Raw genomic sequence first — 18798 nt, forward strand, 5'->3', positions numbered from 1 at the left:
GGAGCGGCTCACCATGACTACCCAACAGATCCTGATCGTCGGCGGCGGCCTCGGCGGCACGATGCTCGCCAATCAGCTCGCCGCCCGCCTGTTCCGCGAACTCATCGACGGCACGGTGCGGATCACCGTGCTGTCCGACTCGCCCGACCACTACTACAAGCCGTCATTCATGTATGTCGCGTTCGGCGCCTGCTTACGCGAGGATCTCGTGCGCCCCGAACGCGCGCTGCTGCGCCCCGAAATCGACTTCGTCATCGATGCGGCCGTGCATTTCGACTTTGCCGCCCGGCGCGTGCATACGCGCGGCGGCGCACGCCACGCATACGACCATCTCGTGATCGCGACGGGCTGCGTCCCCGCGCCCGAGCGCATCGAGGGGCTCGCGGAAGCCGGCGATCATTTCTACCAGTACGCGCCCGCGCGACAGCTCGCGCGGCGACTCGCGGCGATCGAGCGCGGCCGGATATTCGTGACCGTGAGCTTTCCGAAATCGCACAACGTGCCGCATCAGTGCGGGATCGCGCCGATCGAGACGACGCTGATGCTCGACGACTACCTGCGCCGGCGCGGCGTGCGCGATCAGGTGGAGATCATCTACACCTATCCGACCGTCGCGCAGTTGCTGCGCAATTGCCTGTTCCTGCAGCGCCCCACCTGCGACATCTTGCCCGCGCTGTTCGAACGGCGCGGCATCCGCTACCAGCGCGGCTTCACCCTCGCGCGCGTCGATCCCGCGCGCCGTGTCGCGTATTCGGAGGAAGGCGCCGAGCAGCCGTTCGACATCCTGATGGCGACGCCGCCGATTCGCGCGGTCGACGTCGTGCGCGCGAGCGGCATTTCGGAGGCGGCCGACGACGAAGGCTGGCTGCCCACCGATCACGAAACGATGCAGGTGCACGGGCTCGACAACGTGCATGTGCTCGGCGATACGGTGGACCTGCCTGTCAGCAAGGCAGGCGGCGCCTGCCACAACCAGGCGCCCGTGATCGCCGAGAACCTCGCCGCGCAGATCCGGCTCGGCGATGCGCCGGTCACGCGCTACGACGGCAAGGTGCAGGCGGTGGCGCAAATGGGTCTCGATGCGGGCATGCCGCTCTGGTACGACTATCGCCGCGATGTGCAGCCAACGCCGCCGACCCGCCTCGGCGGCCTGCTCCGCCACGGCTTCAACCGCGGCCTTTACTGGGCGGTCGCGCGCGGCCTCGCCTGAATCCCGCCCTCGCTCGGCGAACCGCCGGCGCGCAACGTTTCCGGAGAACGTCACCATGTCCCTTGCCACCGCCGATCCGGCCCACGCCGACGCGCCGGCCGATGCGCTCCTCGCCCGGCTGCAGCCGCTCGTCGACGGGCCGCGTCTCGATACGCTCGTCGATCTGTTCGCGCTCGTCGCCGACCTGCTCGACTTCGCCGATCCCGCGCTCGTCGGCCGGCTCGCGGGAACCTTCGAGGAACTCGTCGCGGCCGGCTCGACGGCGGGCGGCGCGCTGCGCATCGCCAGCGCCGAAGCCGGCCGGCGGACCGACGCGCCGTCGGCGCGGGCGCTCTGGTCGCTGGTTCGCGACGCCGATACCCGCCGCGGCCTCGGCCTGCTGCTGCGCACGCTGCAGATCGTCGGCGCGCAGCATCGACAGGCGGGAGGTGAGATGCGCCAGCCTCCAACCGACGCCGCGCATCAATGAAAACGCCCCGCATTCCAGGCATGCGGGGCGTTGCGCCGCTTCTCGGCGGCCGCGCCGGGCGCGGCCCGAGACGCGGTTAAGACACGGCGCTCACGTCGAGCGGCGCGCCCGTCTTGGTCTTGATTTCGTCGACGCTCACGCCGTCGGCCAACTCGACCACCTTCAGCCCCGCCGGCGTCACCTCGATCACGCCGAGGTCGGTGATGATCAGGTCCACGACGCCCACGCCCGTCAGCGGCAGCGTGCATGCGTCGAGGATCTTGTGCTGGTCGCCCTTCGCGACGTGCTCCATCAGCACGATCACGCGCTTCACGCCCGCCACCAGGTCCATCGCGCCGCCCATGCCCTTGATCATCTTGCCCGGGATCATCCAGTTCGCGAGATCGCCCGTCCTGCTGACCTGCATCGCGCCGAGGATCGCAAGATTGATGTGACCGCCGCGGATCATCGCGAACGAATCCGCCGACGAGAACGTCGACGAACCCGGCAGCGTCGTGATCGTCTGCTTGCCGGCATTGATCAGGTCGGCGTCGACCTCGTCGTCGGCCGGGAACGGCCCGATGCCGAGCAGCCCGTTCTCCGACTGCAGCCACACCTCGACGTCCGACGGGACGTGGTTGGCCACGAGCGTCGGCAGGCCGATGCCGAGGTTCACATAAAAGCCGTCCTGCAGCTCCCGCGCCGCGCGCGCGGCCATCTGGTCACGATTCCAAGCCATGTCATTCTCCTTTCGCGCGGACGGTGCGTTGTTCGATACGTTTTTCCGGCGTGGTGTTGAGCACCACCCGTTGCACGAAGATGCCGGGCGTATGGACCTCGTCCGGATCGAAGGTGCCGGTCTCGACGATCTCCTCGACCTCCGCGACCGTGATCCTGCCCGCCATCGCGCATACCGGGTTGAAGTTGCGCGCCGTGCGGCGGTAGATCAGGTTGCCCGCCTTGTCCGCCTTCCAGGCCTTCACGAGCGCGACGTCGGCCGTGAGCGACGGCTCCAGCACGTAGTGGCGATCGCCGAACTGGCGGGTTTCCTTGCCCTCCGCGATCACCGTGCCGTAGCCCGTGCCCGTGAAGAAGGCCGGGATCCCCGCGCCGCCCGCGCGCAGCTTCTCCGCGAGCGTGCCTTGCGGCGTGAACTCGAGTTCGAGCTCGCCCGCCAGATATTGACGTTCGAATTCCTTGTTTTCGCCCACGTACGACGAAATCATCTTCTTGACCTGGCGCGTTTCGAGCAGCAGCCCGAGGCCGAACCCGTCGACGCCCGCATTGTTGCTGATGCAGGTGATGCCCTTCACGCCGGTGTCGCGCAGCGCGGCGATCAACGCCTCGGGAATGCCGCACAGGCCGAAACCGCCGACCGCGAAGGTCTGCCCGTCACGGACCACGCCTTCGAGCGCGACGGCCGCGCTTGGATAGACTTTGTTCATCAGTATGTCCCTTCCTCTATGGAAACCAGCCAAACCGGTTCGCGCGATGCGTGCCGGACGAACCCGCCGCATCATTCTAAGCACGCCCGGCGAAACCCGCCGCGACGTCATGATCCGCCTGAAAGGGTACGATGCCGACCGGATGCGGCACAATACGCAAAAGTACATAAGCGTTTGCCGCCACGGGCGGCGCCCATCCGTCCGCATCCGTCGATCCCATGCCCGCCCTCGATTACCAGACCGCCTTCCACCTCGCGCCGATCGGCCTCGTCCTGTCGCGCGATCGGGTCATCGAAGACTGCAACGAAGAACTGGCCGCGATCTTCCGCTGCGCGCGCGCCGACCTGATCGGCCAGTCGTTCCAGGTGTTGTACCCGTCGCCCGACGAGTTCGCGCGGATCGGCGAACGGATCCCGCCCGTGATGATCGCGCAGGGCAGCTACGCCGACGACCGGATCATGAAGCGCGCGAGCGGCGAGCTGTTCTGGTGCCACGTGACGGGCCGCGCGCTCGACCGCACTGCGCCGCTCGCGGCGGGCGTATGGACCTTCGAGGATCTGAGCGCGACGCGCCGGGTCGCGGTGGAACTGACGCCGCGCGAACGCGAGATCGCCGCGCAGCTCGCGACCGGCAAGACCAGCAAGCAGATCGGCCGGGTGCTCGACATCAGCTCGCGAACCGTCGACATCTATCGCGCGCGCCTGATCCGCAAGTACGGCACGAACAACACCGCCGAGCTGCTGCAGCGCCTGCTCGGGCACTGAGCCGCGCGCGCCGGGCACGCTGGCGGAACAGCCGCCCGACCGCGGCGCCACAAGAAAAGAAAACGCGCCGGCGAACGCCGACGCGCAGACATGCAGGGCGGGGACTCAGGCGGTCTTCACCTGCAGCGCGGACTCGATCGTCGCGCGCAACAGGTCCGGAATCGGCACCGACTTGCCGAGCGCGTAGTCGACCCAGACGCAGCGCGCGTTGCCGCGCGCGTACAGGTGCTCGGGATCGTCCGCGCGGGTCAGCTCGAAGCCGGTATCGAAACTGCTGCGGCCGGGCTTCGCGACCGACATCTTCGCGATGATGTCGCCCGGATAGTGCAATTGCTTCAGGAACTCCATCGACGCATTGACGATCACGGGCCCCTGCCCTTCGCCGTTGCCGCCCGCCACGCCGAGCTGCTCGAACCACGAGATCCGGACCTGCTCCATGTAACGGAAATAGACCGTGTTGTTCACATGGCCGAAGGCGTCCATGTCGCCCCAGCGGATCGGCATCGACATTTCAAAAACGTGGGTGTAATCGCTCATTGGAATCTTCTTGCGGGTGTCACGCTGCCTTACGCGAGCCCGAAGCCATCGTCGGCCGAGATGATCGAGCCGTTGATGAACTGGGACTCGTCGGCCGCCAGCAGCAACAGCAGGCCGTCGAGATCCTGTGGCTTGCCGAGGCGCTTGCGCGGCAGCATCGACTGCAGCTTCTGGCCCTGCTCGGTTTCCCACAGGTCGTGATTGAGTTCGGTATCGATATAGCCGGGACAGATCGCATTGACGTTGATCCCGTGGCGTCCCCATTCGAGCGCCATCACGCGGGTCATGTGCACGACCGCGGCCTTGCTCATCGCGTACAGGCCGATCTGCGACAACGGGCGCAGCCCCGCCACCGACGCGATGTTGATGATCCGGCAGCCCGGCTTGCCGTTGCCCTTGCCGCGCATCATCATGCGCTTCGCCACTTCCTGCGCGACGAAGAAAGCGCCGCGGGTGTTGGTGTCGAACACGGATTCGAAATCGGCGGGGGTCACGTCGACCAGCTTCTGCCGCTTCGAGACGCCGGAATTGTTGACCAGGATATCGATCATGCCGGCCTCGGTTTCCGCATGCGCGACGGCCGCCTTGATGCTCTGGCAATCGGTCACGTCGAGCGACACCACGTGCGCGGCGCCGCCCTCGGCCTCGATCTGCGCGCGCAATTCCTTGAGCCGCTCGACGCGCCGGCTCGCCAGCACGACCTTCGCGCCCGCCTGCGACAGCACCTGCGCGAAGCGCTGGCCGAGCCCGCTCGACGCGCCCGTCACCATCGCCACCTTGCCTTCCAGATTGATCGAACGACCCATAGCCAGTTCCTTTCCTTGACGACGCCAGGCCGAGCGCCCGCGCGCGGCCACCTTATCACACAAATAGAACGATCGTGCTAATCTAGCCGCGTCCGGTTGCGGCAAGCGTTTTATTTCGCGGACAATACGCTCCCGAATAAAAGCATTCTAACGGTTAGAGGAATCTCCATGACCCCCGCAAGCCTCATCGAGCAATATGGTCCGCGCGAATCGATGGAATATGACGTCGTGATCGTTGGCGGCGGCCCCGCCGGGCTGTCGGCGGCGATCCGGCTCAAGCAGCGCGCCGCCGAGAAAGGCGCGGAGATCGGGGTGTGCGTGCTGGAGAAGGGGTCGGAGATCGGCGCGCACATCCTGTCGGGCGCGGTGATGGATCCGCGCGCGCTGACCGAACTGTTCCCCGACTGGCAGGCGCAGGGCGCGCCGCTCAACGTGCCGGTCACGGAAGACCGCTTCCTGTTCCTGACCGAAACCGGCGTGAAGTCGGTGCCGCACTGGGCGCTGCCGGACAACTTCAAGAACGAAGGCAACTACGTGATCAGCCTCGGCAACGTCACGCGCTGGCTCGGCCAGCAGGCGGAAGCGTTGGGCGTGGAGATCTTCCCGGGCTTCCCGGCCGCGGAAATCCTCTACAACGAGGACGGTTCGGTCAAGGGCGTCGCGACCGGCAACCTCGGCGTCGGCAAGGACGGCGAACCGACCGAGAACTTCCAGCTCGGCATGGAGCTGCACGCGAAGTACACGCTGTTTTGCGAAGGCGCGCGCGGGCACCTGGGCCGTCAGCTGATGGAGCGCTTCAAGCTCAATGCGAACAGCGAGCCGCAGTCGTACGGGATCGGCATCAAGGAACTGTGGGAAATCGATCCCGCGAAGCACAAGCCGGGCCTCGTGATGCACACGGCGGGCTGGCCGCTCAAGCGCGACACCTACGGCGGCTCGTTCCTGTACCACATGGACAACAATCAGGTGGTGGTCGGCTTCATCGTCGGGCTCGGCTACACGAACCCGTACCTGTCGCCGTTCGAGGAATTCCAGCGCTACAAGACCCATCCGGCGATCCGCCAGTTCCTCGAAGGCGGCAAGCGGGTGTCGTACGGCGCGCGCGCGATCACGGCGGGCGGGCTGCTGTCGCTGCCGAAGACGGTGTTCCCGGGCGGCGCGCTGGTGGGCGACGACGCGGGCTTCCTGAACGCGGCGCGGATCAAGGGCAGCCATGCGGCGATCAAGACCGGGATGCTGGCGGCCGACGCGGCGTTCGACGCGGCGCAGGCGGGCCGCCAGGGCGACGAGCTGAATGCGTATCCGGATGCCTTCAAGCAGTCGTGGCTGCACACGGAGCTGCACCGCGCGCGCAACTTCAAGCAGTGGATGAGCAAGGGGTTGTACCTGGGCACGGCGATGGTCGGACTCGAACAGAAGGTGCTGGGCGGCAACGTGCCGTGGACGCTGCATCACCAGCACGCGGATCACGAGATGCTGAAGCCGGCGTCGCAATGCGAGCCGATCCAGTATCCGAAGCCGGACGGCAAGCTGACGTTCGACCGGCTGTCGTCGGTGTTCATCTCGAACACGAACCACGAGGAGAACCAGCCGGCGCACCTGACGCTCAAGGATCCGAAGGTGCCGGTGGACGTGAACCTGCACGTGTACGCGGGCCCGGAGGCGCGTTTCTGCCCGGCGGCGGTGTACGAGTTCGTGAAGGCCGACGACGGCGCGGAGCGCCTCGTGATCAACGCGCAGAACTGCGTGCACTGCAAGACCTGCGACATCAAGGACCCGACCCAGAACATCGTCTGGGTCACCCCCGAGGGCGGCGGCGGACCGAATTATCCGAACATGTAATGCAGCCGCTGGTCCGCTCCCGAGCGGGCCATCCCCCTTCGCGGCGGCCCGCCTTCAGCCGCCCGTCAAATTCACGAGCCGTTCGCGCACCTGCGCGAGTACCGGCGCCCACGCACCCACCCGCTCCTGCCGATACAGCCGGATCGCGTCATACCACGGCGCGGCCTCGCGCGCGTCCTGCCAGAACCACGCGGATACGCGATCGATCATCAGGCAGGTCGGCACGCCGAGCGCGCCCGCCAGATGCGCAGGACCACTGTCGACCGTCACCACCAGGTCGAGATTCATCGCCAACGCCGCGACAGCATCGAAATCCGCCGCGAATCCTTGCATCGGATCCTCGATCGCGATACCGTGCGCGCGCCAGGCGGCCAGCGTGTCGCCCCGTCCCGGCGACAGCGCGAAATACGCGATGCCCGGCACCGTCAGCAGCGTGGCGAATTGCTCGGCGGGGATCGAGCGACGCGCATCGCGGACATGGCGCGGGTCGCCGTTCCACACGATGCCGACCCGCCGCCGGCCCGCCGCTCGCGCGTCGACCCAGGCGCGCCAGCCGGCAACCGCGCCGGCCTCCGCGCGCAGATAAGGGCGGCCCCATGCCGACGGATCATCGATGCCGAGCCGCAGCGGCAGGCTCATCAAGCCGCAGTGGAAATCGGGCCGGGTGAGCATGGCGGTTTCCAGCACGACCTCCACCGGCAGCGCGCGCGACAGCAGACCGCGCAACGGCCCGTCATAGCCGACGATCAGCCGGCCGCCCTCGCCGCGCACGCGTTCCGCCAGCCGCGGCAGGAAACGCGCGGCCCACAGGCAATCGCCATGCCCCTGCTCGGCGAACACCACGAGCGTCCGGCCCGCGAGCGGCTCGCCGCGCCAGTATGCGCTGACGGCGGCCAGCGCCGCGCGGGCGGGCGGCGCCTCGCCCGGCAACGCCAAGCGCGCCTCGTAATCGCACCAGCCGCGCGCGAAGTCGCCGGCGCGCAGCGCCAGTTCGGCATGGTCGAAACGCAGGTAGGGATTCGCGCCGTCCAGCGCGCGGGCGCGCGCGAACCAGGCATGCGCCTCGTCGAAACGCGCCTGTTCCTTCACGCACAGCGCCAGCTTGTGCATCACCACGGTGTTGTCGGGCACGTTCGCCGCCGCCTCTCGCAGCAAGCGTTCGGCCGCGTCGAGGTCACCACGCGCCTCGCATGACGCCGCGCGCCACACGAGCGCATTCCCGTCGCGCGGATCGTCGGCCAGCAGGCGCGACGTCGCGTCGTCGACGAGCGGCCACGCGCGCAGCTTGAAGCCAAGCTGCGCGATCGCCGTCAGCAGATGGGGAGAATCCAGCGCCGGATCAAGGCGGTACGCGGCCAGCAACGCATCGAGCGCCGCCTGCCAGCGGTCGCCCGGCGTGCTCAGCAGTGCGCGACCGAGCGCGAGCCAGTCCTGCGCGCCGGCATCGGCGCACGCCGTGCGCGCGCGCAGCGCGGCAAGCGGATCGTCCGGCGCGCCCGGCATCCCGCGCCTCGCCGGCCGTCAGCCCGCGCGGGCGGCGATCTTCGGCGTCGTGGTCGACACGTCGCCGCATTGCCCGCGGTGGCGCAGCGCATGGTCGATCAGCACCAGCGCGAGCATCGCCTCCGCGATCGGCGTCGCGCGGATCCCGACGCACGGATCATGCCGCCCGAAGGTCTCGACGACGGCAGGCTCGCCCGCCTTCGTGATCGAGCGGCGCGGCGTGCGGATGCTCGACGTCGGCTTGATCGCGATCGACACTGTGACGTCCTGGCCGCTCGAAATCCCGCCCAGCACCCCGCCCGCGTGATTGGTGACGAAGCCGTCCGGGGTGAGTTCGTCGCCATGCTCGGAGCCGCGCTGCGCGACGCTCGCGAAGCCCGCGCCGATCTCGACGCCCTTCACGGCGTTGATGCCCATCATCGCATGCGCGATGTCGGCGTCGAGCCGGTCGAACAGCGGCTCGCCCCAGCCGACGGGCACGCCCGACGCGACCACGTTGATCCGCGCGCCGATCGAGTCGCCGTCCTTGCGCAGGGCGTCCATGTAGTCCTCGAGCGCCGGCACGATCTCGGCGTTCGGCGCGAAGAACGGGTTCTCGCGCACGTGTGCCCAGTCTACGAATGGCACGTCGATCTCGCCCAGCGCGCTCATGTAGCCGCGCACCTCGACGCCGAAGCGCTCGCGCAGCCACTTCTTCGCGATCGCGCCTGCGCCGACGACGGGCGCCGTCAGGCGCGCCGACGAACGGCCGCCGCCGCGGTAATCGCGGATACCGTATTTCTGCCAGTACGTGTAGTCGGCGTGACCGGGGCGGAACGACTCGGCGATGTTGCCGTAGTCCTTGCTGCGCTGGTCGGTGTTGCGGATCAGCAGCGCGATCGGCGCGCCGGTCGTCACGCCCTCGAACACGCCGGACAGGATCTCGACGTGGTCGGGTTCCTGGCGCTGCGTGACATGGCGCGAGGTGCCCGGCTTGCGGCGATCGAGTTCGAACTGCACGTCCGCCTCGGTCAGCGCGAGTCCCGGCGGACAGCCGTCGATCACGCAGCCGATCGCGGGACCGTGCGATTCGCCGAAGGTCGTGACAGTGAAAAGCGTACCGAGGGTATTGCCGGACATGGGAGCCGTCCAAAAAAGAAATACGGGGAAACCGCCATTATGCCAGCGGCCCCGCCCGGTGCGGGAAACCGCGGTGGGCGGGGCTGGGCGGGCGGCCCGCGCTACTTGCGCACGCCGCGCAGCTCGGTCACCGCCGCCTGCAACGCCTCCGGCGTCGCCGCAGCGGCGCTCAACGGCTCGCCGACGGCCAGCGTCAGCCGGCTCATCACGCCGCGCGCGATCGGGCGCGGCAGCTCCGCGCCCTGATCGCGCGAGAACACGCTGCCCCACAGCCCGCGCAGCGCCATCGGCACGACGGGCACGCTCGCGCGCCGCAGGATCTCGGTCACGCCGCGGTGGAACGGGTTGATGTCGCCCGTGCGGGTCAGCTTGCCTTCCGGGAAGATGCAGACGAGCTCGCCCTCGGCCAGCGCCGCCGCGCACGCATCATAGGCGCGCTCGAGCAACGCCGGATCCTCGTGGCGCGGCGCGATCGGGATCGCCTTCGCATGGCGGAACACCCAGCTCGCGAACGGCGTCGAGAAGATCCGGTGATCCATCACGAAGCGGATCGGCCGCGGGCTCGCCGCCGCGATCACGAGCGCGTCGACGTAGCTGACGTGGTTGCACACGAGCAGCGCCGCGCCGGTTTCCGGAATCCGCTCCGCGTGGACGGTGCGCACCCGGTAGAACGTGTGCACGAGCACCCACGCGAGGAAGCGCAGCAGGAATTCCGGCACGAGCAGATAGATGTACGACGCGACCACGACGTTGAGCAGCCCGGTCACGAGGAACAGCCCCGGAATGCCGACGCCCGCCTTGGTGAGCAGCATCGCGAGCAACGCCGAGACGATCATGAACAGCGCGTTGAGGATGTTGTTCGCGGCGATGATCCGCGCGCGATGGGTCGGGGCACTGCGGCTCTGGATCAACGCGTAGAGCGGCACGCTGTAGAAGCCGCCGAACATCGCGAGCAGGAACAGGTCGACGAGGATCCGCCAGTGGGCGAGATCCGCGAGGAATTCGCCGACGCCCAGCAGGTGATCGCGCACGGGCAGCGCGTGGCTCGCGAAGTACAGCTCGATCGCGAACGCGCTGATGCCGAGCGAGCCGAGCGGCACGAGCCCGATCTCGACGCGCCGGCGCGACAGCTTCTCGCACAGCAGCGAACCGATGCCGATGCCGAGCGAAAAGGTGGCGAGCAGCACCGTGACGACGTCCGGATTCGCGGACAGCACGTCCTTCGCGAAATTGAAGAACGAGGTCAGGAAGGTCGCGCCGACGAACCACAGCCACGAGATGCCGAGCAGGCTCAGGAACACCGTGCGGTTGCCGGCCGCGAGCCGCAGGTTGCGCCAGGTCTCGGACACGGGATTCCAGTTGATCACGAGGTCGGGCTGCGGCGCCGGCGTCGGCGGTACGCGCGACGCGACCAGCCGGCCGATGACCGCAATCACGACGCAGCTCGCGGCGAGCAGCACCTCGCCGCGCCCGTCGATCCCGGCCGCCGCGCCGCCGATGAGCGTGCCGATCAGGATCGCGACGAAGGTGCCCATCTCGACGAGGCCGTTGCCGCCCACCAGCTCGCGGTCGTCGAGGTGCTGCGGCAGGTACGAGTACTTGACCGGCCCGAACAGCGTCGAATGCATGCCCATCATGAACGTGCACAGATAGAGCAGCGGCGCGGCATGCGTGACGAACCCCGCCGCGCCGACCAGCATCAACGCGATCTCGAAGCTCTTGACGAAGCGCGTGAGGCGCGCCTTGTCGTATTTGTCGGCGATCTGGCCGGAGGTCGCCGAGAACAGCACGAACGGCAGGATGAAGATCGCGGAGATCAGGAACGCGGCGGTCTTCGCATCGACGCCGCTGAAGCGGGCCGTATGGTAGGTGACGAGCGACGTGAAGCCGATCTTGAAGACATTGTCGTTGAGCGCGCCGAAGAACTGCGTCAGGAAAAACGGCGCGAAGCGACGCTCGCGCAGCAGATCGAACTGCGACGCGTGCGGCCGCCGCGCATCGCGACGCGCGGCGGAAACGGAAGTGTGATCACTCATGCGCAAGAACGCCGCGGCCCGCTGCCATGCGATCGCGCACGTTGGTCTGTTTCAGGGATGGGCGGGCGGGCCCGCGGGCTTCAGGTGGGAAGCGGCTTGTGGACCTCGTCCTCGGGCTCCGGCCAATCGCGGATATACGCCTTCAACATGCGGTTCTCGAAGCTCTGCGCCTCCACCACCGTCTTCGCGACGTCGTAGAACGAGATCACGCCCATCAGCACCCGCTTGTCGAGCACCGGCATGTAGCGCGCGTGGCGCTCCAGCATCATCCGCCGCACTTCGTTGACGTCGGTTTCCGGCGTACAGGTGAGCGGCTCGTCCATGAGCTTGCGGACCTGGGCGTCGCCGATCGCGCCGCCGTTGTCCTTCAGGCGCAGGATGATCTCGCGAAACGTGAGCATGCCGACGAGATCGCCGTACTCCATCACCACGAGCGAGCCGATATCGTGCTCCGCCATCGTGTCGACCGCATCGCGCAACGGCGTATCGGGCGTCACGGTAAACAGCGTATTGCCCTTGACTTTGAGAATGTCGCTGACGCGCATCGTTGTCCCCTAGTGCATTCATGCATAACTGGCTTCCGATCCTAGCGGAAAGCCTGTTAAAAGGAAAGCGCATGGCCGTGCGGAAGATGGCCGGTTGCGGAGGGCCGGTTGCGGGGGGCCGGTGTCGGACGGCCGGTTGCGGACGGCCGGTTGCGGACGGCCGGTTGCGGATGCCGCCTCGCCGCCGCACAATGGGAAAGCACGCGCGTACCATTTGCGACGCATCGCGCCCAAGGAGATCGCCATGGCCCACCCCGCCCCCACCGAGCGGTTCGCGAGTTTCTCGGAGTTCTACCCGTTCTACCTGGGCGAGCATCGCAACGTCACCTGCCGCCGGCTGCATTTCATCGGCTCGCTCGGCGTGATCGGCTGCGTCGCGATGGCGCTCGCGATGGACAACTGGCTGTGGCTGCCCGCCGCGGTCGTCTGCGGCTACGGGTTCGCGTGGATCGGTCACTTCTTCTTCGAGAAGAACCGCCCCGCCACCTTCCGCCATCCTTTCTACAGCCTGATGGGCGACTGGGTGATGTTCAAGGACATCTGCACCGGCAAGATCGCGATCTAGCCCCCTCGCCCACCGCCTCAGGCCGCCGGATCCGGCCGCACGGCGGGATCCGCCCCGGCCGCGCCCTCGGCGTCCGTCGCCGCGGCCGCCCGACGGCTCGCCAGCAAGGTCGCGAGCGGCACCGCCAGCCGGTCGCTCGCGAGCGCATCCAGCAGCAGCGCCTGGTCAAACGGTGTTTTGCTGCGCTGCAACTGATACACCAGCTCGCCCCGATCGACCACCATCACGTCGAACAGGTCCGCCACGCTCAATTCCGCCGGGTTCACCAGCAACACGTAGCGCGGCGCGGCGTCCCGCTCGTTCTGCAGGCGCGCGACCCATTCCCGCTCCTCCATCGTCGCCAGCAGCCGTTGCGCGGTTTCCATGTCGCAGCGCACCATCAGCGCGAGCCGCGCGGCCGTGTGGCCGGCGCGCCCCGCGTCGCGCGCATCGGACAGGCGCGCCAGCAGTTCGAGCGAGTCGAGCAGGTCGCTGCCCGGATAGCGGATCCGGTGGAACTGCCCGATCCGGATCGCCGGCAGCGCCGACGCGATCATCGCGCCGCCCAGCGCGATGAACCAGCTCAGGTACATCCACAGCAGGAACATCGGCACCGCCGCGAACGCGCCGTACACGGCGGTATAGGTCGGGATGCGCCGCACGTAGTAGCCGAAGCCGCGCTTCGCCAGTTCGAACGCCAGCGCCGCGCAGATCCCGCCCACCACCGCGTCGCGCCACGCGACCGCGCAGTTCGGCAGGTACACGTAGAGCAGCGTGAACGCGAGCACCGTCAAGGGCAGCGACGCGGCCGTCAGCATCCATTCGAAGACGGGCGGCGTGGTCGAGGTGCCCGCGAACGCGAGCGATTTCGTGAACAGATAGGACGAGATCGACAGGCTCACGCCGAACAGCAGCGGCCCGAGCGTGATCAGCGCCCAGTAGGCGAGCACCCGCTGCGCGAACGGGCGCGGCTTGCGCACGCGCCAGATCACGTTGAACGCCGACTCGACCGTCATCATCGTCATCACCGCGGTCACCACGAGCACGATGATCCCCGCCGTCGTCAGCCCTTTCGCCTTCGAGGCGAACTGGTTCAGATACTTGAAGATCTGGTTGTTGAACTGCGCGGGCATCAGGTGATCGGCGAGGAAACCCTGCAGCGAATTCTGGAACGACGCGAAGATCGGGAATGCGGTGAACAGCGCGAACGCCACCGTGACGAGCGGCACGAGCGCGAGCATCGTCGTGAATGTCAGGCTGCCCGCGACCTGCGGGATGCGATCCTCGGCGCTGCGCCGCGCGGCGAAGCGCGCGAGGCGCCGGATGGTGTCGAGGTCCACGCTCAACTTCGGCAACGGCTTTCTCCTTCTGCTTGATGCGGCACGGGCCGCCGCGCGCGGCGGCGGCTTCAGCCCCTATAATAGCCGCTCACTCCAGTGGCCTATGAAAGACATCCTCGTGCTCTACTACAGCCGCCACGGCGCGACCCGCGAGCTGGCGCTTGCGATCGCGGGCGGCATCGACAGCGTGCCCGGCGCCCAGGCGCGCATTCGCACCGTTCCGGCCGTCTCCGCCGTGTGCGAGGCGACGCAGCCCGACATCCCGTCCGACGGCCCGCCCTACGCGGAGCTGCGCGACCTCGAGGAATGCGCGGGCCTCGCGCTCGGCTCGCCGACGCGCTTCGGCAACATGGCCGCGTCCCTCAAGTACTTCCTCGACGGCACCACGCCGCAGTGGCTGTCCGGCGCGCTCGCCGGCAAGCCCGGCTGCGTGTTCACCTCGACCGGCAGCCTGCATGGCGGCCAGGAATCGACCCTGCTGTCGATGATGCTGCCCCTGCTCCATCACGGCATGCTGATCGTCGGCATCCCGTACACCGAAAGCACGCTCGCCACGACCCAGACGGGCGGCACCCCGTATGGCGCGTCGCACTTTTCGCGCGCGCATCAGTCGGGCATCTCGGCCGACGAAAAGACCCTCGCCGCCGCGCTCGGCGCGCGACTCGCGCGCGCCGCGCTGCAGTTGAGCGCCGCGTCGTGAGCGCCGCGCCCCCACCCGCCGCCGCGCGTCCCGGTCTCGCCCTCGCCGCGGCGGCCCTGCTCGCCGCGCTGATCGCGCTGTCAGTCGCCTGGGAGATCTGGCTCGCGCCGCTGCGCCCGGGCGGCTCCGCGCTGATGCTGAAGGCGGTGCCGCTCGCGCTCGCGCTGCCCGGCGTCTGGCGCCGCAGCGTGTATACCCTGCAGTGGGCGTCGATGCTGATTCTGGTCTATCTTGCCGAAGGGATCGTGCGCGGCATGACCGATACGGGCCTGTCCGCGACGCTCGGCTGGCTCGAAACCGCGCTCGCCCTCGGCTTTTTCGCCGCCGCGCTCGCCTACGTCGCGCCGTTCAAGCGCGCGGCCAAGCAACGCGCGCGCGATCGTTCCCGACCCTCCCGCTCCTGACCGTCATGACCGCCTCCGCCTTCCTCGACGCCTGCCGCCAGGCCATCGGCGCCGACCACGTGCTGACCGACCCGCACGACACCGCGCCGTTCCTCACCGATTGGCGCCGCCGCTACCAGGGCGCGGCGTGCGCGGTGCTGCGGCCCGCCACGACCGAGGAAGTGGCGGCGCTCGTGAAGCTCGCCGTCGCGCACCGCGTCGCGCTCGTGCCGCAAGGCGGCAACACCGGGCTCGCGGGCGGCGCCACGCCCGATGCGAGCGGCGCGCAGGCGGTGCTGAGCGTCGCGCGGCTGAACCGCGTGCGCGCGCTCGATCCGCACAACAACACGATCACCGTCGAGGCGGGCGTGATCCTCGCCGAGGTCCAGGCGCGCGCCCGCGAGGCGGAACGCCTGTTCGCGCTGAGCCTCGCGGCGGAAGGCAGCTGCACGATCGGCGGCAATCTCGCGACCAACGCCGGCGGCACCGCGGTGCTGCGCTACGGCAACGCGCGCGAGCTGTGCCTCGGGCTCGAGGTGGTGACGCCGCAGGGCGAGATCTGGGACGGCCTGCGCGGCTTGCGCAAGGACAACACCGGCTACGACCTGCGCGATCTGTTCATCGGCGCGGAAGGCACGCTCGGCATCATCACCGCGGCCGTGATGAAGCTGCACCCGCGCCCCGCCGCCCAGGTGACGGCGCTCGCCGCGCTCGACTCGCCGCATGCGGCCCTCGATTTCCTCGCGCTCGCGCAACGCGCGGCAGGCCCGCTGCTGACGGGCTTCGAGCTGATGTCCGATTTCTGCATGAAGCTGGTCGGCAAGCACTATCCGCAGCTGCGCTATCCGTTCGAGCACGCGCATCCGCAGACCGTGCTGCTCGAACTGTCCGACAACGAAAGCGAGGCGCATGCGCGCGCGCTGTTCGAGACGTTGATGGAAGAGGCCTTCGAGGCCGGCCAGGTGGTCGACGCGGTGGTCGCCGAGAACCTCGCGCAATCGCGCGCGTTCTGGGACCTGCGCGAGCACATCCCGCTCGCGCAGGCCGACGAGGGGCTCAACATCAAGCACGACATCGCGGTACCGATCTCGTCGATCGCCCGCTTCATCGACGAGACCGACGCGGCGATCCAGCAGGTCGCGCCCGGCGCGCGGATGGTGACCTTCGGCCACCTCGGCGACGGCAATCTGCACTACAACGTGCAGACGCCCGAAGGCGGAGACGCGAAGCGCTTTCTCGCCGACTGCCAGGCGCCGATCAACCAGGTCGTCTATGAGAACGTGCACCGCCACCGCGGCACGATCAGCGCCGAGCACGGCATCGGCCAGCTGAAGATCGACGACGCGCAACGCTACAAGTCGGCGGTCGAGATCGGGCTGATGCGCACGCTGAAAGGCGCGCTCGATCCGCTCAACCTGATGAACCCCGGCAAGGTGCTGCGCTAGCCGCGCGAGGAGTCCGACCGTGAAAATCCGCGTGCTGTCCGACCTGCATCTCGAAGGCAATGCGCCCGACGCGATCCCGTACGCGCAAGCCGACCTCGTCGTGCTCGCGGGCGACATTCACAATCATGCGGAAGGCTTGCGGTGGGCGGCCGAGACCTTCGATCCGGCGACCCCGGTCGTCTACGTCCCCGGCAATCACGAGTACTACGACGGCGAATTCGGCGCGCTCGAGGCCGCGATGCGCGACACCGCGCAGGCGCTCGATCACGTGCACTACCTGAACAACGCGACCTTCGTCGATCCCGACGGCCGGTTCCGCGTGCTCGGCACGACGCTGTGGAGCGATTTCGCGCTGTTCGGCGACACCGCCGCGGCGTGCGACGCCGCGCGCAAGGTCATGCTCGATTTCAGGGGCGTGATTCAGGTGGACTGGCCGCACGGCGTGCCGCGCGACTTCGCGCCGGACGACGCGATCGCGCTGCATCGCACCGCGCGCGCCTGGCTGGAGGCCGAACTCGCGCGCCCCTTCGCGGGCCGCACGATCGTCGTCACGCATCACGCGCCGCACCGGCTGAGCCTCGCGGCGCGCTATGCGGACGATCCGGTGTCGGCGGGCTTCGTCAGCGACCTCGACGCGCTCGCGCGCGCGCCGGTCGCGCTGTGGCTGCACGGCCACACCCATACGTCATTCGACTACACGACGCCGGGCGGCACCCGGGTCGTCTGCAATCCGCGCGGCTACCTGCACCGCCGCACCGGCGAACGCGAGAACCCGTCGTTCGCCTGGGACACGGTCGTCGCGCTCGACTGAACGCGTCAGCGCGCGCGCTCGACGCGCACCGGCTGCGGCTTCGCCTTCGTCATCCTGCGCAGCAGATCGCGCGACACCGCCACGCCCACCACGCCCAGCAGCACGCCCAATCCCATCAGCAAATGCAGGTTCATCATCGTTCTCCCGGTTCCATCCGATTCAGCCAATCACGTTGATCAGACAGTAGCAAACTCAGCGCGACACAAAGGTAAAAAAATGTTGCGCCGGCGACAAATTTCGTCAGATGCCGCGCGCCGCGCTCAGGTCGTGCGCGCGAATTGCTGGAGCGCGGCGACGTCGGCATCGACGGTCGCCGGCAGTTCCTCGCGCAGGAAGTCGACCCAGGTGCGGATCTTCGCGTCCAGGTACTGCCGCGACGGATAGAGCGCGTAGATGTTCATCACGTGCGACCGGTACTCGGGCATCACCCAGGCGAAGTCGCCGTGCTTGAACCCGGCGATCGCCGAGTAGAGCGGCAGCACGCCGATGCCCATCCCCTCGCGCACCGCGGCGGCCAGCGCCTCCGCGACATTGACGCGAAACGGCGGCGAGGCCAGCGACACGGTTTCCTCGCCGTGCGGGCCGGTGAGCTTCCACTCGGCCCAGTGCATGCCCGGCGCGACCATCCCCAGGCACACGTGCCCGGACAAATCCTGCGGCCGCTGCGGTACGCCATAGCGCGCCAGATAGCCGGGCGACGCGCATGCGACGCTGAAGGTCGTCGCGAGCCGCTGCGACACGAGCCCCGAATCGGGCAGATCCTGGTCGACGATCAACGCGACGTCGTAGCCCTCGTCCAGCAGGTCCGGCATCCGCTGCGCGAGCGTCAGCTCGACGTGCACATCCGGATAGCGCTCGCGGTAGCGCGAGATCGCCGGCACCGCGTAATGCTGGCCCAGGCTCGTCATGCAATGCACCTTCAGCTTGCCCGACGGGCGCGCATGCGCGTCGCCCGCCTCGGCTTCCGCCTGGTCGACGTACGCGAGGATCTGCTCGCAGCGCTGCAGGTAGCGCTCGCCCGCCTCGGTCAGCGCGATGCGGCGCGTGGTGCGGTTCAACAGGCGGGTGCGCAGGTGGGATTCGAGATCCGACACCGCGCGCGACGTGTAGGCCGTCGTCGAATTGAGCTGCTGCGCCGCGGCGGTGAAGCTCCCCGCCTCCACCACGCGCACGAACACCCGCATGTTTTGTAGCGTATCCATGCTCTTTCCCTATTGAATCAGCGCCGATTGTTGCACGAAGAACAATGAATATTATCTCGTGTTCTGTAAAAATGCGTTTCATATCGGCCTATTTATCCAACAATACCCGCAAAAATAT

Annotated in this window: 20 protein-coding genes; 9 read left to right on the forward strand and 11 right to left on the reverse strand. The window is 68.3% G+C overall.

Annotation, left to right across the window (positions count from 1 at the left end; all coding sequences use genetic code 11):
- The first annotated feature begins 13 nt into the window (after positions 1-13).
- The gene (locus AC1RQF_RS02875) at positions 14-1210 is read left to right on the forward strand and encodes an NAD(P)/FAD-dependent oxidoreductase (RefSeq protein WP_274003625.1); all 1197 of its coding nucleotides are present in this window, start codon (positions 14-16) and stop codon (positions 1208-1210) included.
- A 55-nt stretch (positions 1211-1265) separates the two neighbouring features.
- Positions 1266-1679 (forward strand): DUF1641 domain-containing protein, encoded by a 414-nt coding sequence (locus AC1RQF_RS02880; protein ID WP_492871284.1) that lies wholly within the window; start codon positions 1266-1268, stop codon positions 1677-1679.
- Between the two features lie 76 nt (positions 1680-1755).
- Here AC1RQF_RS02880 and AC1RQF_RS02885 read toward each other — a convergent pair whose 3' ends face one another.
- Entirely contained in the window at positions 1756-2397 is a 642-nt protein-coding gene (locus tag AC1RQF_RS02885) for a CoA transferase subunit B (RefSeq protein WP_274003628.1), read from the reverse strand.
- Position 2398: 1 nt separating this feature from the next.
- On the reverse strand, positions 2399-3103 hold the full coding sequence (locus tag AC1RQF_RS02890) for a CoA transferase subunit A (RefSeq protein ID WP_274003629.1): 705 nt from the start codon (positions 3101-3103) through the stop codon (positions 2399-2401).
- Positions 3104-3321: 218 nt separating this feature from the next.
- Between AC1RQF_RS02890 and AC1RQF_RS02895 the strand changes: the two genes are divergently transcribed.
- Positions 3322-3867: a LuxR C-terminal-related transcriptional regulator gene (locus AC1RQF_RS02895; RefSeq protein ID WP_274003631.1), complete on the forward strand. Its 546-nt coding sequence runs from the start codon at positions 3322-3324 to the stop codon at positions 3865-3867.
- A 105-nt stretch (positions 3868-3972) separates the two neighbouring features.
- Here the strand turns inward: AC1RQF_RS02895 and AC1RQF_RS02900 are convergent, their stop codons facing one another.
- Positions 3973-4404 carry an acyl-CoA thioesterase gene (locus AC1RQF_RS02900; RefSeq protein WP_274003634.1) on the reverse strand — a complete coding sequence of 144 codons (432 nt, stop codon included), beginning with the start codon at positions 4402-4404 and terminating at the stop codon, positions 3973-3975.
- Between the two features lie 29 nt (positions 4405-4433).
- A complete protein-coding gene (locus AC1RQF_RS02905) occupies positions 4434-5210 on the reverse strand; it encodes an SDR family oxidoreductase (RefSeq protein ID WP_274003635.1) in 777 nt (258 codons plus the stop codon).
- Between the two features lie 96 nt (positions 5211-5306).
- Here AC1RQF_RS02905 and AC1RQF_RS02910 point away from each other — a divergent pair, with 96 nt between their 5' ends.
- Positions 5307-7052: an electron transfer flavoprotein-ubiquinone oxidoreductase gene (locus AC1RQF_RS02910; RefSeq protein ID WP_492871285.1), complete on the forward strand. Its 1746-nt coding sequence runs from the start codon at positions 5307-5309 to the stop codon at positions 7050-7052.
- A gap of 54 nt (positions 7053-7106) precedes the next feature.
- On the opposite strand, the gene AC1RQF_RS02915 is transcribed toward AC1RQF_RS02910, so the two are convergent.
- The 4 genes from AC1RQF_RS02915 to AC1RQF_RS02930 all read right to left on the reverse strand — a co-directional run bounded on the left by AC1RQF_RS02915 (position 7107) and on the right by AC1RQF_RS02930 (position 12255).
- The gene (locus AC1RQF_RS02915; RefSeq protein WP_274003639.1) at positions 7107-8555 is read right to left on the reverse strand and encodes a tetratricopeptide repeat protein; all 1449 of its coding nucleotides are present in this window, start codon (positions 8553-8555) and stop codon (positions 7107-7109) included.
- A gap of 18 nt (positions 8556-8573) precedes the next feature.
- Positions 8574-9674 (reverse strand): chorismate synthase, encoded by a 1101-nt coding sequence (gene aroC / locus AC1RQF_RS02920; RefSeq protein ID WP_274003641.1) that lies wholly within the window; start codon positions 9672-9674, stop codon positions 8574-8576.
- 101 nt (positions 9675-9775) lie between these two features.
- Complete coding sequence (locus AC1RQF_RS02925; protein ID WP_492871287.1) at positions 9776-11710, reverse strand: MFS transporter; 1935 nt, start codon at positions 11708-11710, stop codon at positions 9776-9778.
- A gap of 80 nt (positions 11711-11790) precedes the next feature.
- Positions 11791-12255, reverse strand: coding sequence for a CBS domain-containing protein (locus tag AC1RQF_RS02930; RefSeq protein ID WP_274003644.1), 465 nt, complete (start codon positions 12253-12255; stop codon positions 11791-11793).
- Positions 12256-12499: 244 nt separating this feature from the next.
- Between AC1RQF_RS02930 and AC1RQF_RS02935 the strand changes: the two genes are divergently transcribed.
- A complete protein-coding gene (locus AC1RQF_RS02935; protein WP_274003645.1) occupies positions 12500-12820 on the forward strand; it encodes an Mpo1-like protein in 321 nt (106 codons plus the stop codon).
- Positions 12821-12837: 17 nt separating this feature from the next.
- On the opposite strand, the gene AC1RQF_RS02940 is transcribed toward AC1RQF_RS02935, so the two are convergent.
- A complete protein-coding gene (locus tag AC1RQF_RS02940; protein WP_274003647.1) occupies positions 12838-14154 on the reverse strand; it encodes a YihY family inner membrane protein in 1317 nt (438 codons plus the stop codon).
- A gap of 88 nt (positions 14155-14242) precedes the next feature.
- On the opposite strand from AC1RQF_RS02940, the gene wrbA reads away from it, so the two are divergent.
- Genes wrbA through AC1RQF_RS02960 form a run of 4 tightly spaced genes read left to right on the forward strand, consistent with a single transcriptional unit; the run spans position 14243 to position 17478 of the window.
- A complete protein-coding gene (wrbA, locus tag AC1RQF_RS02945) occupies positions 14243-14839 on the forward strand; it encodes an NAD(P)H:quinone oxidoreductase (RefSeq protein ID WP_274003648.1) in 597 nt (198 codons plus the stop codon).
- Positions 14836-15243, forward strand: coding sequence for a DUF2069 domain-containing protein (locus AC1RQF_RS02950; protein ID WP_274003650.1), 408 nt, complete (start codon positions 14836-14838; stop codon positions 15241-15243). The genes wrbA and AC1RQF_RS02950 overlap by 4 nt, the downstream gene beginning before the upstream one ends.
- 5 nt (positions 15244-15248) lie before the next feature.
- The gene (locus AC1RQF_RS02955; protein ID WP_274003652.1) at positions 15249-16667 is read left to right on the forward strand and encodes an FAD-binding oxidoreductase; all 1419 of its coding nucleotides are present in this window, start codon (positions 15249-15251) and stop codon (positions 16665-16667) included.
- A 19-nt stretch (positions 16668-16686) separates the two neighbouring features.
- Positions 16687-17478: a metallophosphoesterase gene (locus AC1RQF_RS02960; RefSeq protein ID WP_274003655.1), complete on the forward strand. Its 792-nt coding sequence runs from the start codon at positions 16687-16689 to the stop codon at positions 17476-17478.
- Positions 17479-17483: 5 nt separating this feature from the next.
- Here the strand turns inward: AC1RQF_RS02960 and AC1RQF_RS02965 are convergent, their stop codons facing one another.
- Together AC1RQF_RS02965 and AC1RQF_RS02970 are read right to left on the reverse strand one after the other, a co-directional pair.
- Positions 17484-17612, reverse strand: a complete 129-nt coding sequence (locus AC1RQF_RS02965; RefSeq protein ID WP_492871288.1) for a hypothetical protein — start codon at positions 17610-17612, stop codon at positions 17484-17486.
- A gap of 126 nt (positions 17613-17738) precedes the next feature.
- The gene (locus AC1RQF_RS02970; protein WP_274003660.1) at positions 17739-18680 is read right to left on the reverse strand and encodes a LysR family transcriptional regulator; all 942 of its coding nucleotides are present in this window, start codon (positions 18678-18680) and stop codon (positions 17739-17741) included.
- Positions 18681-18798 lie beyond the last annotated feature (118 nt).

It is taken from the genome of Burkholderia sp. GW821-FHT14F03 (assembly GCF_058803765.1).